The following is a 16,356-nucleotide window of genomic DNA, read 5'->3' on the forward strand; positions in this document are numbered from 1 at the left end:
AATCCCGGCTCGCGCCGCCCAATGGGTTTCGCGCGTCCAGCAATAGCGTTCTTCCTCAAGAACCCCCGCGCTCCACCCATCCCACCCCGGCCTGATACCTGTTGCGCCGAGTTTCAACTACGGGCCGCGATGCTGGAATTCGGGACGGTCTAGTAGACAATACGGCTTTCCTCGCCAGCGCCAGAACCGTTCCATGCCTGAAAGCCGTCCTGTTTCTCCGCCCGCCCGTTGGACCCGCCGCCGCCTTGCCGGATTGGCGGTGGTGTTGCTAGTCGCGGCAGGCATCGCCTGGCTGGTCCTGCGGCCCTCGGCCAAGCCGGGCGGCGCGGGCGGGCCGGGCGGGCGCCCCGGCGGCCGGCCTCCCGCGGGAGCGATGGCCAGCATGGCGGTGCCGGTGCGCATCGCCACCGCCACCCAGCAGGACATCGACATCTATCTGAAATCGCTGGGCACCGTCACCGCGTACAACACGGTCACCGTCCGCAGCCGGGTCGGCGGCGAACTGGTGGAGGTCGCCTTCCAGGAAGGCCAGCTCGTGAAGGCGGGCGACCTGCTGGCGCAGGTGGACCCGCGCGCCTTCCAGGTGGCGCTGGACCAGGCGCGCGGCACGCAGATGCAGAACCTGGCCCAACTGGAGAACGCCCGCCGCGACCTTCAGCGCTACCAGGCCCTGTTCAAGCAGGACTCGATCGCCAAGCAGCAGGTCGATACCCAGGCCGCGCTGGTGCGCCAGTACGAGGGCACCGTCAAGAGCGACCAGGCCAACGTGGACAACGCCCGCCTGCAACTGGAATACGCGCGCATCACGGCGCCCATCAGCGGCCGCCTGGGCCTGCGCCAGGTGGACCGCGGCAACCTGGTGTCCAGTTCGGATACGAACGGACTGGTGGTGATCACCCAGACCCAGCCGATTTCGGTGGTGTTCACGCTGCCCGAAACCCAGTTGCCCGAGGTGCGCGCCGAGCTTGCGGCGGGCAAGACGCTGGCGGTCGACGCCTACGACCGGGCCGACACCCGGCGCATCGCCACGGGCCAGCTCGAAACGCTGGACAACCAGATCGACGTGACCACCGGCACCCTGAAGATGAAAGCGCGCTTCGACAACAACGACGACGCGCTCTTTCCGAACCAGTTCGTCAACGTGCGCTTGCACGTGCTGACGCGCAAGGACGTCACCGCCATCCCCACGGCCGGCATTCAGCAGGGCTCGGCCGGGGCCTTCGTGTTCCTGGTTCAGGCGGACAACACGGTCCAGGTGCGCCAGGTGAAGCTGGGCGCGATCAACAATGGCATGGTGGCGGTCAACGAAGGCCTGCAGCCCGGCGACCGGGTGGTCGTCGAAGGCACCGACCGCCTGCGCGCGGGCGCCAAGGTGGAAGTGGTGGGCGGCGCGGACGTGATCCCCGCCACCCGCGACAAGACGCTGGGCGCCGGCGCCCCGGCCGGCACCACGCCGCCGTCGAAGTAAGCCAGGAAACGCCGTGAGCCCGTCGCGCCTGTTCATCCTCCGCCCGGTGGCCACCACGCTGTCGATGGTGGCCATCCTGATCGCCGGCTTCATCGCCTACCGGCTGCTGCCCGTGTCGGCCCTGCCGGAAGTGGACTATCCGACGATCCAGGTGGTGACGCTGTACCCCGGCGCCAGCCCCGACGTGATGACCTCGCTCGTCACGTCCCCGCTGGAGCGGCAGTTCGGGCAGATGCCGGGCCTGAACCAGATGTCGTCCACCAGTTCGGGCGGCGCGTCGGTCATCACGATGCAGTTCAACCTCAGTCTGCCGCTGGACGTGGCCGAGCAGCAGGTGCAGGCGGCCATCAACGCCGCTTCCAACCTGCTGCCCAGCGACCTGCCGGTGCCGCCGACCTACAACAAGGTGAACCCGGCGGACGCGGCGGTGCTGACCCTGGCGATCACCTCGCCCACCATGCCCCTGCCGCAGGTGCGCGACCTGGTGGACACGCGGGTCGCGCAGAAGCTGTCGCAGATTCCCGGCGTGGGCCTGGTCAGCGTGGCGGGCGGGCAGCGGCCCGCCGTGCGGGTGCAGGTGAATCCGCAGGCGCTGGCGGCCAACGGCCTGGCCCTGTCGGACCTGCGCACGGCCATCGTCGGCGCCAACGTGAACCAGCCCAAGGGCAACCTGGACGGCCCGCAGCGTTCCACCACCATCAACGCCAACGACCAGCTCAAGACGCCCACCGACTACAACGACCTGATCATCGCGTACAAGAACAACGCGCCGCTGCGCCTGTCCGACGTGGCGCGCGCGGTGGAGGGCGCCGAAGACACGCGCCAGGCCGCCTGGGCCGGCGACAAGCCCGCCATCCTGCTCAACATCCAGCGCCAGCCGGGCGCCAACGTGATCGACGTGGTCAACCGGATCCAGCAACTGCTGCCGCAGTTGCGCGCCGCCTTGCCCGCCACGCTGGACGTGACCGTGGTGTCCGACCGCACGCAGACCATCCGCGATTCGGTCGCCGACGTGCAGTTCGAAATGCTGCTGGCCGTGGCGCTGGTGGTCATGGTGACCTTCCTGTTCCTGCGCAGCATGACGGCCACGCTGATTCCCAGCGTGGTCGTGCCGCTGTCGCTGGTGGGCACCTTCGGCATCATGTATCTGGCCGGGTTCTCCATCAACAACCTGACGCTGATGGCGCTGACCATCGCCACCGGCTTCGTGGTGGACGACGCCATCGTCATGATCGAGAACATCGCCCGCCACATCGAAGAGGGCGAGACGCCCTTGCAGGCGGCGCTCAAGGGCGCGGCGCAGATCGGCTTCACCCTGATCTCGCTGACGTTCTCGCTGATCGCCGTGCTGATTCCGCTGCTCTTCATGACGGAAGTGGTGGGGCGGCTGTTCCGCGAATTCGCCATCACGCTGGCCGTGTCCATCCTGATTTCCCTGGTGGTGTCGCTGACCCTGACGCCGATGATGTGCGCGCGCCTGCTGCGCGCCGAGTCCGAGCAGAAGCACGGCCGCTTCCACCGCGCCACCGGCGCCTTCATCGACCGCGTCATCGCCGGCTACGACCGCTGGCTGCAAGTCGTGCTGCGCCACCAGCCGCTGACCTTGCTGGTGGCGCTGGCGACGTTTGCGCTGACGGTGCTGCTGTACATGGTGGTTCCCAAGGGCTTCTTCCCGCAGCAGGACACCGGCCTGATCCAGGCGATCACCCAGGCGCCGCAATCCATTTCGTTCCCGGCGATGGCCGAGCGCCAGCAGGCGGCCGCGCGCCTCGTGCTGGAGGATCCGGACGTGGAGGCGGTGTCCTCGTTCATCGGCGTGGACGGCAGCAACGCCACGCTCAGCGCGGGGCGCATGCAGATTGCCCTCAAGCCGCAGGCCGAGCGCGAGGGCGACCTGCGCGCGGTCATGGCCCGCCTGGAAGCCTCGCTGGCCAGGCAGGATGGCCTGACGGTCTATATGCAGCCGGTGCAGGACCTGACCATCGAAGACCGCGTCAGCCGCACGCAGTACCAGATGACGCTGTCCAACCCCGACCTGAAGGTGCTCAGCGAATGGACGCCCAGGCTGCTGGATCGCCTGCGGCAGGTGCCGGGCCTGAAGGACGTGACCGACGACCTGCAGGACGACGGCCTCCAGACCTGGGTCGAGATCGACCGCGACGCGGCCTCGCGGCTGGGCATCACGGCGGCGGTGATCGACGAGGCGCTCTACAACGCCTTCGGCCAGCGGCTGATCTCCACGATCTTCACGCAGTCCAACCAGTACCGCGTGGTGCTGGAAGTGCAGCCGCAGTTCCAGATGACGCCGGCCTCGCTGGGGCAGATCCACATCCCCACCTCGGCGGGCGGGCAGGTGCCGCTGTCGTCCGTGGCGCACATCACCGAGGGCAAGACCGTGCTGGCCGTGAACCGGCTGGACCAGTTCCCCATGGTGACGGTGTCCTTCAACCTGGCCCCGGGCGCCTCGCTGTCCGACGCGGTCGAGGCCATCGCCGCGGCCGAGGCCGAAATCGGCCTGCCCACCGGCGTCGAGACGCGCTTCCAGGGCGCGGCGCTGGCGTTCCAGAACTCGCTGTCCAGCACGCTGTGGCTGATCCTGGCGGCCGTGGTCACGATGTACATCGTGCTGGGCGTGCTGTACGAAAGCTACATCCACCCGATCACCATCCTGTCGACGTTGCCGTCGGCCGGGGTCGGCGCGCTGCTGGCCCTGCTGATCAGCGGCACCGAACTCGACATGATCGGCATCATCGGGATCATCCTGCTGATCGGCATCGTGAAGAAAAACGCCATCATGATGATCGACTTCGCGCTGGACGCGGAGCGCAAGCGGGGCCTGAGCCCGCGGGCGGCCATCCATGAAGCGGCGCTGCTGCGCTTCCGCCCGATCCTGATGACGACGCTGGCCGCCCTGTTCGGCGCGCTGCCGCTGATGCTGTCGTCCGGCACCGGCGCCGAGCTGCGCCAGCCGCTGGGCCTGGTGATGGTGGGCGGGCTGCTGCTGTCGCAGGTGCTGACGCTGTTCACGACGCCGGTCATCTACCTGATGTTCGACCGCATGTCGCGCCGCTGGCGCGGCGCGCGCGCGCCGGCGGCGGAGGATGCGTCATGATCCTGTCGGCGCCCTTCATCGTCCGGCCGGTGGCGACCACGCTGCTGAGCCTGGCGGTCGTGCTGGCAGGCCTGCTGTCCTTTTTCCTGTTGCCGGTGGCGCCGCTGCCGCAGGTGGACATTCCCACCATCTCGGTATCGGCCAGCCTGCCCGGCGCCAGTCCGGAGACCATGGCTTCCAGCGTGGCCACGCCGCTGGAACGCTCGCTGGGCAGCATCGCCGGCGTGACCGAAATGACGTCCAGCAGCTCGCAGGGGTCCACCCGCATCACGCTGCAATTCGATCTTTCGCGCGACATCAACGGCGCCGCCCGCGACGTGCAGGCGGCCATCAACGCGGCGCGCTCGCTGCTGCCGACCGGCCTGCGCAGCAACCCCACGTACCACAAGTCCAATCCGTCGGACGCGCCCATCATGACGCTGGCGCTGACCTCCGACACGCTCAGCCAGGGCCAGCTCTACGACATCGCCTCGACCATCGTCGCGCAGAAGCTGTCGCAGGTGGAGGGCGTGGGCGAGGTGACGGTGGGCGGCAGTTCGCTGCCGGCCGTGCGCGTGACCGTGCTGCCCGGCGCGCTGGCCAACCGCGGCGTGTCGCTGGACGAGCTGCGCGCGACCCTGGCCAACGCCAACGCCAACCGCCCCAAGGGCGTCCTGGAGAACGACCGCTACCACTGGCAGATCATGGTCAGCGACCAGCTCAGCCGCGCCGAGCAGTACCGGCCGCTGATCGTGGCCTGGCGCGACGGCGCGCCGGTCCGGGTGTCGGACGTGGCCAAGGTGGAGGATTCGGTCGAAGACCTGTACCAGACCGGTTTCTACAACGACCGCAAGGCCATCCTGATGATCGTGCGGCGCCAGGCGGACGCCAACATCATCGAGGCGGTGGACGCGGTGCGCGCCCAGTTGCCGGTCCTGGAGGCCCTGATGCCGGCGGACGTGACCATGACGGTGGCGCAGGACCGCACGCCCAGCATCCGCGCGTCGCTGCACGAGGCGGAGCTGACGCTGGTCATCGCGGTGGGCCTGGTGGTGCTGGTGGTGCTGCTGTTCCTGCGGCGCTGGCGCGCGGCAATCATTCCCAGCGTGGCGGTGCCGGTGTCGCTGATCGGCACCTTCTGCATCATGTACCTTTGCGGCTACACGCTGAACACCATATCGCTGATGGCGCTGATCGTGGCGACGGGCTTCGTGGTGGACGACGCCATCGTGGTGCTCGAGAACATCATGCGCCACGTCGAGCGCGGCATGTCGCCCATGCGCGCTGCGCTGCGCGGTTCTCGCGAGGTCGGTTTCACGGTGCTGTCGATGAGCCTGTCGCTGGTGGCGGTGTTCATCCCGATCCTGCTGATGGGCGGCGTGGTCGGGCGCCTGTTCCGCGAATTCGCCGTGACCCTGTCGGCCGCGATCCTGGTGTCGCTGGTGGTGTCGCTGACCCTGACGCCGATGATGTGCGCGCGCCTGCTGCGCAACGAGCCCGAAGAAGAGCGCCCGCCCGGCAGGCTGGCGCGCTGGTCGGAACGCGGTTTCGAGGCCATGCTGGGCGGCTACCGCCGTTCGCTGCGCTGGGCGCTGGAACACGGCCGGCTGATGATGCTGACGCTGGCCGTCGCGGTGGGGCTGAACGTGTACCTCTACACGGTGGTGCCCAAGGGTTTCTTTCCGCAGCAGGACACGGGCCAGTTGCTGGGCTTTTTCCGCGTCGACCAGGGCACGTCGTTCCAGGCGACCCTGCCCAAGCTGGAGGCGCTGCGCAAGGTGGTGCTGGCGGATCCGGCGGTGCAGAGCATGACCGGCTACGCTGGCGGCCGCGGCGGCAGCAACAGCAGCTTCATGCAGATCCAGCTCAAGCCGCTGGAAGAGCGCAAGGTGTCGGCCGAGGTGGTCATCAACCGGCTGCGCGGCAGGCTGCAGAACATGCCGGGCGCGCGCATGTTCCTGGTGTCGCAGCAGGACATCCGGATCGGCGGGCGCCAGAGCCAGGGCTCTTACGACTACACGCTGATGTCGGGCGACCTGCAACTGCTGCGCACCTGGATGCCGAAGGTGCAGCAGGCGATGGCGAAGATCCCCGAGATCACGGACGTGGACACCGACGTCGAAGACAAGGGCCGCCAGATCGACCTGGTGATCGACCGCGAGGCCGCGACCCGGCTCGGCGTCAGCATGGCCACCATTTCCACCGTGCTGAACAATTCGTTCAGCCAGCGCCAGGTGTCGGTGATGTACGGGCCGTTGAACCAGTACCACGTGGTGCTGGGCGTGGACCCGAAGTTCGCCGAGGATATCGAATCGCTCAGGCAGGTCGAGGTCATCACGGCGGAGGGCGCGCGCGTGCCGCTTTCGGCGTTCACGCGGCTTCAGAACGCCAACGCGCCGCTCAGCGTGCAGCACCAGGGGCTGTTCGTGGCCGATACCGTGTCGTTCAGCCTGGCGCCGGGCGTGTCGCTGGGCCAGGCCACCGACGCCATCGACGCGGCGGTGGCGCGCATCGGCCTGCCGTCGGACCAGATCCAGGCGGGCTTCCAGGGCACGGCCGCGGCCTTGCAGCAGACGCTGGCGCAACAGCCCTGGCTGATTCTCGCGGCGCTGGTCACCATGTATATCGTGCTGGGCATCCTGTACGAAAGCTTCGTCCATCCGCTGACCATCCTGTCGACCCTGCCGTCGGCCGGCCTGGGCGCGCTGCTGGCGCTGCTGCTGGTGCGCTACGACTTCACCCTGATCGCGCTGATCGGGGTGTTCCTGCTGATCGGCATCGTCAAGAAGAACGCCATCATGATGGTGGATTTCGCGCTGGAGGCCGAGCGCGGCCAGGGCATGAGCCCGCGCGACGCCATCTTCCAGGCGTGCCTGACGCGCTTCCGCCCGATCATGATGACGACCATGGCCGCCATCTTCGGCGCGCTGCCGCTGGTGCTGGCCACCGGCGCCGGCGTCGAGATGCGCCAGCCGCTAGGCATTACCATCGTGGGCGGTCTGGTCCTGAGCCAGATCCTCACGCTGTACACCACGCCCGTGGTCTATCTCTACCTGGACCGTTTCCGCCTGTGGGCCGCGCGCGGGCGCGCCCGTGGGAACGGATCGGCCGCTACCCCAGAACAAACATGATGCGCAACGCCAAGTTCTTCCCGAATGCCTTCCTTCCCCGCGGCGCCGCCGCCGCGGCGCTGTGCGCGCTGCTGGGCGCCTGCGCCGTCGGCCCCGACTACCAGCGGCCGGCCCTGGACGTGGGCGCGGCCTACAAGGAAGGGCAGGGCGAGGTGGAGGGCTGGAAGCCGGCCCGGCCGAGCGACGACGCCGACCGCGGCGCATGGTGGCGGGTGTATGACGACGCCACGCTGGACGGCCTGGTGGAGCGCCTGAACGCCTCGAACCAGACCGTCGCCCAGGCCGAGGCCAACTACCGGCAGGCGCTGGGGCTGGTGCGCGGCGCGCGCGCCGGCTTCTTCCCGACGGTGGGCGCGGGCGCCGGCCTGACGCGCTCGGGCAGCGGCGCGGGCCAGAGCGGCTCGTCGTCCGCGTCGGGCGGCAATGTGTCGAACCAGTATTCGCTGACGGGCAGCGTCAGTTGGGAAGTGGACCTGTGGGGCCGGGTGCGCCGCAGCGTCGAATCCTCGGAAGCCAGCGCCGCGGCCAGCCTGGCCGACCTGGGCGCCACGCGCCTGAGCGCGCAGGCCGCGCTGGTGCAGTCCTATCTACAGTTGCGGGTGCTGGACGAGCAGAAACGCCTGCTGGACGCCACGGTGGCGGCGTACGAAAAGTCCCTCCAGTTGACGCAGAACCGCTATGCCGTCGGCGTGGCGGGCCAGGCCGACGTGGCCGTGGCGCGCACGCAAGTGGAAAGCACGCGCGCGCAATCCATCGACCTGGACTGGCAGCGCGGGCAACTGGAGCACGCCATCGCCGTGCTCATGGGCCAGGCGCCGTCCCAGTTCAGCCTGCCGCCCGCGGTGTTCGCGCTGCGCCTGCCGCAGATCCCGGTGGGCCTGCCGTCCGAACTGCTGGAACGCCGTCCCGACGTGGCGGCGGCGGAACGCCGCGCGGCGGCCGCCAATGCGCAGATCGGGGTGGCGCAGGCCGCCTGGTTCCCCAGCCTGACGCTGTCGGCCGACGGCGGTTTCCGCAACGGCCAGTTCGCCGACCTGCTGACCGCGCCGGCCCGCTTCTGGTCGCTGGGGCCGGCGCTGGCGATGACGATATTCGACGGCGGCGCGCGCGAAGCCCAGGTCGAGCAGGCCCGCGCGTCCTACGACGCGCAGGCCGCCGCCTACCGCCAGGCGGCGCTGACGGGCTTGCGCGAGGTCGAGGACTACCTGATCCAACTGCGGGTCATGGAAAGCGAACAGGTCGTGCAGCGCCGCGCGCTCGAATCCGCGCGCGAGTCGCTGCGGCTGATCCAGAACCAGTACAGGGCCGGCCTGGTCGACTATCTGAGCGTGGCCGTGGTGGACGCCACGGCGCTCAGCAGCGAGCGCAATGCGCTGAGCCTGCTGGGCAACCGCCTGACCGCCAGCGTGAACCTGATCGTGGCGCTGGGCGGCGGCTGGGAACCCCCGGCGCCCGAGGCGCAGGCGCAGGGCTCCGCGCAGGCGCAGCCTTAGCCTTCGCCCCGGAACGGGCGGCCTATTTGGTGGTGTAGCCGCCGTTGATCAGCATCGTCTGGCCCGTGATCCACCAGCCGTCCGACACCAGGAAGCGGATGAAGGGCACCACGTCCTCGATGTCGGTCAGCCCGGTCTTCGAGAACGGCGACAGGGCGGCCGCGGTCTTGTGGTACGCCACGGCATCGGCGCCTTCGGCCGGATAGAAGAAGGGCGTGTCCATGGGGCCGGGGCCCACCGCCGTCACCGAAATGCCGCGGGCGCCGAATTCCTTGGAGGCCGCGCGCGTGTAGTGTTCGACCGGCGCCTTGGTGCCGGCGTAGGCGGCGTAAAAGGGCGTATAGGCGCCCAGCAGCGAGGTCACCAGCGTGCAGATCTTGCCGTCGTCGTTGACGTGCCGGCCCGCTTCGCGCAGGAAGAAGAAGGCGGACTTGGCGTTCACGGCCGCCATCTCGTCGTACTCCGCCTCGGTGATTTCGGTGAAGGGCTTTTTCAGCACCTTGCCGACGGTGTTGATCGCGATGTCCGGCCTGCCCACCGCGGCCACGGCGTCGGCGAACAGCCGCTCCATCGCGCCCGCCGTGCTCAGGTCGGCCTGGAGCGCCACCGCCTGCGCGCCCGCGGCCTGCACGGCCGCCACCGTGGCTTGCGCGTCTTCCCGGGAGCCGGGGCTGTTGTAGTGGATCGCCACCGCGCGGGCGCCTTGCTGCGCGAGATCCCGCGCGATCAGGCCGCCCAGGTTTTTCGCGCCGCCCGCGATGATGACCGTTTTGCCTTTGATGCCATGGTCCGCCATGTCCGTCTCCGCTGTCCGGCCCGCCCGATGCAAGCCCTCTGCGGACGATGATATATTCCAGAAAATCAGGATAAAACCGATAATCCTGGTATATCTATCCAGAAATAACGAACAATAAAATGCGCGGTCCAGCCCGCGCCGGAGCGCCGCCCATGGATCGCATCGACCTGTTCCGGGTCTACGCCCGCGTCGTCGAGTGCGCGAATTTTTCCCGCGCCGCGGACACGCTGGCGCTGCCGCGCTCGACGGTGTCCGCCGCCGTCCAGGAGCTTGAGGGGCGGCTGGGCGCGAGGCTGCTGAACCGCACCACGCGCCAGGTCGCGCCCACGCAGGAAGGCGCGGCGTTCTATGAGCGCTGCCTGCGCCTGATCGCCGACATGGAAGAGGCCGAGAATCTCTTCCGCCACGCCGCGGGCGGGCCCAGCGGCACCTTGCGCGTCGACGTGCCGGGGCGCGTGGGCCGCCTGATCGTCGCGCCGGCGCTGCCGGATTTCCTGGAGGCGTATCCGCAGATCGACATCGCGCTCGGCGTCACCGACCGCGCCGTCAATCTGATCGAGGAAGGGGTGGACTGCGTGCTGCGGGTGGGCGCCTTGCCGGACTCCGGTCTGGTGGCGCGTCCCATCGGCATGTTGCCGCTGATAAACGTCGCCAGCCCGTCCTATCTGGCCCGCCACGGCGTGCCGGCAGCGCCGGCGGACCTGGCGCGGCACAACTGCGTGAACTATGCCTCGCCCACTACCGGACGGCCGGCGCCCTGGGAATGGCAGGAAGGCGGCGCGACGCGCAGCCAGCCGCTGCGCGGCCGCGTCACGGTCAATAACGCGGAGGCCTACATCGCATGCTGCGTGGCCGGGCTGGGCCTGATCCAGATCCCGGCCTACGACGTGCAGGCGCAGATCGCCGCCGGAGAACTGGTGGAAGTCATGCCCGACCATCGGCCCGGGCCCATGCCCATGACCTTGCTCTATCCGCAGCGGCGGCCGCCTTCGCGCCGCGTGCGGGTGTTCGCCGACTGGCTGGAAGCGCTGCTGAAGCCGGCCTGCGGGCTGCGCTGAGCCCGCGCCGGCTGGGCCGGCCTTGAGGTTTGGCCATCCATCGCTTAACATCGCAAATGGTTCTTATTTATATTTAGCATATGCGTCCGCAATGCCGGGGTGGTGGGCAGTGACTGAGCAATCCTCTTCTTCGATCGTCGAAACGCTGTACTCCGACCATCACGGATGGCTGCAGGGGTGGCTGCGCCGCAAGCTGGGCAATGCTTCCGAGGCCGCGGACCTGGCGCACGACACCTTCGTGCGGATCCTGGGCAGGCGCCAGCGCGATGCCATCCACGAACCGCGGGCCTATCTCGCGACCATCGCCAACGGGCTGGTCGTGAGCCATTGGCGGCGCCGGACACTGGAACAGGCATGGCTCGACGCGCTGAGCGCGCAGCCCGAGCCGCTGGCGCCGTCGCCCGAAGAGAGCGCGCTCATTCTCGAAACGCTGGAAGAGATCGCCCGCCTGATCGACGGATTGCCCGACCGGGTCCGAGAGATATTCCTGTATTCGCAAATCGAGGGCTACACCTATCCGCAGATCGCGGAGAAGCTCGCGCTCAGCGTGAACGTCGTGCAGAAGGCGATGACGCGCGCCGTGGCGCACTGCTACAAGGCGCTCTATGCATAGGGCCGCGGGCGGCTGCGCGTCGTGAGCGCCACCTCCCTCCGGCCGCGGGACGGATCGCCCGCGGCCGAGCTTCCCGTTCCCGAAGACGTGGTGGACGCCGCCATCCAGTGGTATGTGCTGCTGGCGTCCGGCACGGCGACCGCGCAGGACCACGCGGCGTTCGCGCGCTGGCGCGCGGAAAGTCCCGCGCATGCCGCGGCGTGGTCGCGGTTCGAGGTCATGGGAGGCCGGCTGCGGGGCGGCGCAGCGCGCCTGGCGCCGGCGGCAACGCACGCCGCCTTGACGAAAGCCGCCTCCACCTCCGGCCGGCGGCGCGCGCTCAAGACGCTGGCATGGGCCGGCCTGGGAGGCTCGGCGTTCTATCTCGCGCAAGCGCAGTTGCCCTGGCGCGGCCAGCTTGCCGGCGCGCTGGCCGACCTGCGCACCGGCACGGGCGAACGCCGCAGCCTGGTCCTGGAAGACGGAACGCACCTGCAATTGAACACCGCGACGGCGGTCGACCTGCGGTTCAGCGGCAGCGAGCGGCGCATCGTGCTGCGCGAAGGGGAGATCCTGGTCGCCACCGCGGCCGATGCCCTGGGCCGTCCGCTGGTGGTCGAGAGCCCGGCGGGCACGCTGGTGCCGCTGGGCACGCGCTTCACCGTGCGCCATGTCGCCGACGAGGCGGATTGCAGTCCGACACGGCTGGCGGTCATCGAGGGCGCCGTCCGCATCTACGCGGATGGCCGGCCCGACGGCGAGACCGCGCTGGTGATGGCGGGACAGCAGGCGCGGTTCACGCGCAAGCGCATCCACGCGCCCGCCCCGCTGGACGAGGCCGGCCATAGCTGGGTCGACGGCACGTTCAGCGCCGAGGGCATGCGGCTGGCGGATTTGCTGGCCGACCTGGGCCGCTACCGGCCGGGAAGGCTGCGTTGCGCGCCCGGCGTGGCGGACCTCCGCATCACCGGCGCCTGGCCGCTGGACGGCCCGGACGCCACGGACCGCATTCTGGACGCGCTGGAGCGCAGGCTGCCGGTGCGCGTCAGCCGCTATACGCGCTATTGGGTCACTGTCGGGCCGCGATGAGCGGCGATGCTGGGCCTAAACATTCAGTAACAAAATAAGCGGCAGGTTTTGCGGTCTGCTGCGGCCTCCTCTGTAGAAGCCGCGCCTGACTGCGCCTCGTACGGGATGTTCCGCGGTGCTTCTGACCATCAACAAGCATCAAGGAATCCGTATATGGCTCTGGGTCACGCCTCGCCGCCGCCTCTCGTTCCGTTCGTGCCCGTCCTGCTGTCCGCCGTCATGGGCCTCGCGGGCATCGCCACGCCCGCGCCCGTCCGGGCGCAGGACACGGAGACCTCGGCGGGAGCGCTGCGGCGTTTCGACATTCCGGCCGGCACGCTCGACCAGGCGCTGAGCCGCTACGGGCGCCAGGCCGGGGTGTCGATTTCCGTCAACGCCAGCCTGACCGCGGGCCTGCGCAGCGCCGGCCTGAGCGGCAGCCACACCGCGGCCGAGGCGCTGGACCTGCTGCTGGCCGGAACGGGCCTGCAGGCCGAGCGCGAGGGGCGGGGCGAATACACGCTGCGCCGCATACCGGATGCGCCGAGATCGGAAGGAGGCGTCGCCGCGCTGCCGGCCATTACCGTGACGGGCCGCGCAGCGGGCGAGCTGCCGCCGGCCTACGCCGGCGGCCAGGTGGCCACCGGCGGGCGCGTGGGGCTGCTGGGCGAGAAGGACTTCATGGAAACGCCTTTCAGCACCATCGTCTACACCGAAGACTACATCCAGGACATCCAGGCCCAGGACGTCTACCGCGTGATCGGCCTGACCGACCCCGCCGTCTATCTCAACGGCAGCACCGGGATGATCACCGAATACTTCAACCTGCGCGGCTTCGGCGTTTCGGCGAACGACATCGCCTACAACGGGCTCTACGGCATGATTCCGTACTACCGCGCGACGGCCGAACTGGCCGAGCGCATCGAAGTCCTCAAAGGGCCTTCCGCCCTGTTGAACGGCATGCCGCCGGGCGGCTCGGTCGGAGGCAGCATCAACGTCGTGCCCAAGCGGGCCGGCGACAAGCCGCTGGCGCGCGTCACCGGCACCTATGCGTCGGATTCGCAATTCGGCGTGCACGTCGACGTGGGGCAACGCTTCGGCGACGAGAAGCTGTTCGGCATCCGCTTCAACGGCGTCTACCGCGACGGCGATACCGGCGTCGAGGACCAGTCGAAGCGCACCAAGCTTGCCGCGCTGGGCATGGACTGGAGAACCCGGCGCGTCAGGCTGTCCGCCGATTTCTACACCAGCGAAGACCACCTGAACGGCCTGAACCGCGGCGTCTCCCTCGCGCCCGGCGTGGGCGTGCCCAAGCCGCCCAAGCCCGACACCCTGCTGGCCCCCGACTGGACCTTCACCAATACCAAGGACGACGCCATCATGCTGCGCGGCGAGGTGGACATCGCCGACAACCTCACCGCCTACGCCGCCTGGGGGAACAGCGAAACCGATTTCCAGTCGCTGGCGTCCTCGACCAACACGATCTTCAACGACCGCGGCGACTACCGCAACAACGTCTCTTTCCAGCGCATCCAGATCGCCAAGAACTCCGCGGAAATCGGCACGCGGGCGCGTTTCAGGACGCTGGGCGTGGGCCACGAACTGGCCCTGACCGGCACCTACTATCAGCACGACTACAAATTCGGTTTCCAGCGCAACATGCTTGCGAAGGACTGGATCACCAACATCTATGACCCGGTCTGGGGCCCGGGCGTGGACACCAGCTTCCGGCATGCCACGCTGCCCAAGACGGCCGAACTGCGCACTACCAGCTACGGTATCGCCGACACCCTGTCGTTTGCCGGCGACCGCGTCCTGTTCACCGCGGGCGTGCGGCGCCAGAACGTGGTCAGCGACACTTTCGATCCCGCGACCGGCGAGCGGACCGCGCGCTACGATGCCGGCGCCAACACGCCCGCGTTCGCGCTGCTCGTCAAGGCCACGGACCGGCTCTCGCTCTACGGCAACTACATCGAGGGCCTGAGCCAGGGCGCGACCGCGCCCGTCACCGCGGTCAACGCGGGCCAGGTCTTCCCGCCCTACAAGACCAAGCAGCGCGAAGTCGGCGTCAAGGTCGACCTGGGCAGCTTCGCCGGCACCGTCAGCGCATTCCAGATCGAGCGGCCCAGCGCCTATACGGATCCGTTCACCAACGTGTACTCGTTCGGTGGAGAGCAGCGCAACCGGGGGCTGGAATTCGGTTTCTTCGGGGAGGTCACGCCCGACCTGCGGCTGCTGGGCGGCATTTCCTATACGCAGGCCAAGCTGACCAAAACGGCCGGGGGCGTCAACCAGGGGCGCACGGCCACCGGCGTGCCCGCGTGGCAGGGCAAGCTGGGCGTGGAGTGGGACGTGCCCGTGCTGCAGGGCCTGACGCTCACCGGCAACGTCGTCTCGATGTCCAAGCAATACGTGAGCGCCGACAACGCGCTGTCGGTGCCGGGGCGCACCGTCTACGACGTCGGCGCGCGGTATCGCGCGACGGTCGCCGACCATCCGGTCACGCTGCGGGCCAACGTGCTGAACCTCACCAACAAGGCGTACTGGGCCGGCGGCCTCGGCAACGGCCTGGGCGCGCCGCGCACATTCCTTCTGTCCGCCAGCGTCGAATTCTGATCCTTTCCCCTGTCTGGAGACTTGAATGAAGAAAATCCTCACCCTGATCGCCGCCACCCTCGGCCTGGCCGCGACGGCCCAGGCGCACCAGGCCTGGCTGGAACAGGCCGACGGCAAGGCCGCGGTGCTGCGCTTCGGCGAGTTCGCGGAGAACCTGCGCGAAACCTCTCCCGGCCTGCTGGACCATTTCGGCAAACCGGCGGCAACCCTGATCTCGGCCAAGGGCGAATCGCCGCTGACCGTCACCAAGGCCGCCAACGGCTTCGTGCTGTCCGCCGGCGCGGGCCAGGGCCAGAGCATCGCCGTCGAGGATGCCGTCTTCCCGCTGCGCACCTTCAAGCAGGGCGACAAGGAAATCACCAGTTGGGTCTGGCCGGCCGCCCGCTATGTCACCAGCTTCGCCGCTCAGCAGCCGAAGCTCGCCCTGGACGTGGTCCCGACGGGCGCGGCCGGGGAATTCCAGGTCCTGCTGAAGGGCCAGCCGCTGCCGAAGGCCAAGGTTGCCGTCGCCGTGCAGTCCGGCTGGGGCAAGGAAGCGCATTCGGACGAACAGGGCAAGGTCCGCTTCGACCTGCCGTGGAAGGGGCAGTACGTCATCGAGGCCAGCCACATCGACCGCAATCCCGGCGAGCGCGCGGGCGCCTCCGGCACCGAGAAGTACGACGGCATCAACTACGTGACCACGCTGAGCTTCGTCAAGGCCGACGGCGCGGCCCCGTTCCCCGCGGGCCCGGCCGCCGCGCCCGCCAAGTAAGAGGCCGCGCGCGTGACCGGCCGCCGCCCGATTCCCTTTCCCCTTGTCTCCCGGATCGCGGCGGCCCTGTTCGGCGGGTACGCCCTCGCGGCGCTGGCCTCCGTCGCCGCGCTGGCGCTGCCGCTGGCGCGCACCGAAGCCGTCTTCACCGGCATGATGGCGAGCTTCCTCTTGTACGCGGGCGCGGTGGTGTGGGTGTTCGCGGTGCGCTCGGCGCGGCGCGCGTGGACGGGGCTGGCGGTGGCGGCGATCCCGCTGCTCGCGGCGGCCTGGCTTGCCTGAGGGCGCT

11 protein-coding genes are annotated in these 16,356 nt (G+C 69.2%); 10 read left to right on the top strand and 1 reads right to left on the bottom strand.

Annotated features, from left to right (window positions below):
• Window positions 1–193: 193 nt before the first annotated feature.
• Genes AVE30378_RS14370 through AVE30378_RS14385 form a run of 4 tightly spaced genes read left to right on the top strand, consistent with a single transcriptional unit; the run spans window position 194 to window position 9,183 of the window.
• On the top strand, window positions 194–1,468 hold the full coding sequence (locus AVE30378_RS14370) for an MdtA/MuxA family multidrug efflux RND transporter periplasmic adaptor subunit (protein ID WP_129241548.1): 1,275 nt from the start codon (window positions 194–196) through the stop codon (window positions 1,466–1,468).
• Between the two features lie 13 nt (window positions 1,469–1,481).
• Window positions 1,482–4,580: an MdtB/MuxB family multidrug efflux RND transporter permease subunit gene (locus AVE30378_RS14375; protein ID WP_129241549.1), complete on the top strand. Its 3,099-nt coding sequence runs from the start codon at window positions 1,482–1,484 to the stop codon at window positions 4,578–4,580.
• Window positions 4,577–7,690 (top strand): multidrug efflux RND transporter permease subunit, encoded by a 3,114-nt coding sequence (locus tag AVE30378_RS14380; protein ID WP_129241550.1) that lies wholly within the window; start codon window positions 4,577–4,579, stop codon window positions 7,688–7,690. Before AVE30378_RS14375 ends, AVE30378_RS14380 begins: the two co-directional genes overlap by 4 nt.
• The gene (locus AVE30378_RS14385; RefSeq protein ID WP_129241551.1) at window positions 7,687–9,183 is read left to right on the top strand and encodes an efflux transporter outer membrane subunit; all 1,497 of its coding nucleotides are present in this window, start codon (window positions 7,687–7,689) and stop codon (window positions 9,181–9,183) included. Before AVE30378_RS14380 ends, AVE30378_RS14385 begins: the two co-directional genes overlap by 4 nt.
• A gap of 22 nt (window positions 9,184–9,205) precedes the next feature.
• Here the strand turns inward: AVE30378_RS14385 and AVE30378_RS14390 are convergent, their stop codons facing one another.
• Entirely contained in the window at window positions 9,206–9,979 is a 774-nt protein-coding gene (locus AVE30378_RS14390; RefSeq protein ID WP_129241552.1) for an SDR family oxidoreductase, read from the bottom strand.
• Window positions 9,980–10,131: 152 nt separating this feature from the next.
• On the opposite strand from AVE30378_RS14390, the gene AVE30378_RS14395 reads away from it, so the two are divergent.
• The 6 genes from AVE30378_RS14395 (at window position 10,132) to AVE30378_RS14420 (ending at window position 16,349) form a co-directional block, all read left to right on the top strand.
• Window positions 10,132–11,037 (top strand): LysR family transcriptional regulator, encoded by a 906-nt coding sequence (locus AVE30378_RS14395; protein WP_129241553.1) that lies wholly within the window; start codon window positions 10,132–10,134, stop codon window positions 11,035–11,037.
• Window positions 11,038–11,146: 109 nt separating this feature from the next.
• Window positions 11,147–11,650: a sigma-70 family RNA polymerase sigma factor gene (locus AVE30378_RS14400; RefSeq protein ID WP_244235046.1), complete on the top strand. Its 504-nt coding sequence runs from the start codon at window positions 11,147–11,149 to the stop codon at window positions 11,648–11,650.
• 21 nt (window positions 11,651–11,671) lie between these two features.
• Window positions 11,672–12,718, top strand: a complete 1,047-nt coding sequence (locus AVE30378_RS14405) for a FecR domain-containing protein (protein WP_244235047.1) — start codon at window positions 11,672–11,674, stop codon at window positions 12,716–12,718.
• 153 nt (window positions 12,719–12,871) lie between these two features.
• Window positions 12,872–15,313: a TonB-dependent receptor gene (locus AVE30378_RS14410; RefSeq protein ID WP_244235048.1), complete on the top strand. Its 2,442-nt coding sequence runs from the start codon at window positions 12,872–12,874 to the stop codon at window positions 15,311–15,313.
• A 25-nt stretch (window positions 15,314–15,338) separates the two neighbouring features.
• Window positions 15,339–16,067: a DUF4198 domain-containing protein gene (locus AVE30378_RS14415; RefSeq protein WP_129241555.1), complete on the top strand. Its 729-nt coding sequence runs from the start codon at window positions 15,339–15,341 to the stop codon at window positions 16,065–16,067.
• A gap of 12 nt (window positions 16,068–16,079) precedes the next feature.
• A complete protein-coding gene (locus AVE30378_RS14420; RefSeq protein ID WP_129241556.1) occupies window positions 16,080–16,349 on the top strand; it encodes a DUF3649 domain-containing protein in 270 nt (89 codons plus the stop codon).
• Window positions 16,350–16,356 lie beyond the last annotated feature (7 nt).

The organism is Achromobacter veterisilvae (assembly GCF_900496975.1).
Classification (GTDB): domain Bacteria; phylum Pseudomonadota; class Gammaproteobacteria; order Burkholderiales; family Burkholderiaceae_B; genus Achromobacter; species Achromobacter veterisilvae.

Coding starts and splice junctions, on each gene's coding strand:
- AVE30378_RS14370 (WP_129241548.1), top strand. CDS start 194: ATGCCTGAAAGCCGTCCTGTTTCTCCGCCCGCCCGTTGGACCCGCCGC.
- AVE30378_RS14380 (WP_129241550.1), top strand. CDS start 4,577: ATGATCCTGTCGGCGCCCTTCATCGTCCGGCCGGTGGCGACCACGCTG.
- AVE30378_RS14385 (WP_129241551.1), top strand. CDS start 7,687: ATGATGCGCAACGCCAAGTTCTTCCCGAATGCCTTCCTTCCCCGCGGC.
- AVE30378_RS14390 (WP_129241552.1), bottom strand. CDS start 9,979: ATGGCGGACCATGGCATCAAAGGCAAAACGGTCATCATCGCGGGCGGC.
- AVE30378_RS14395 (WP_129241553.1), top strand. CDS start 10,132: ATGGATCGCATCGACCTGTTCCGGGTCTACGCCCGCGTCGTCGAGTGC.
- AVE30378_RS14410 (WP_244235048.1), top strand. CDS start 12,872: ATGGCTCTGGGTCACGCCTCGCCGCCGCCTCTCGTTCCGTTCGTGCCC.
- AVE30378_RS14415 (WP_129241555.1), top strand. CDS start 15,339: ATGAAGAAAATCCTCACCCTGATCGCCGCCACCCTCGGCCTGGCCGCG.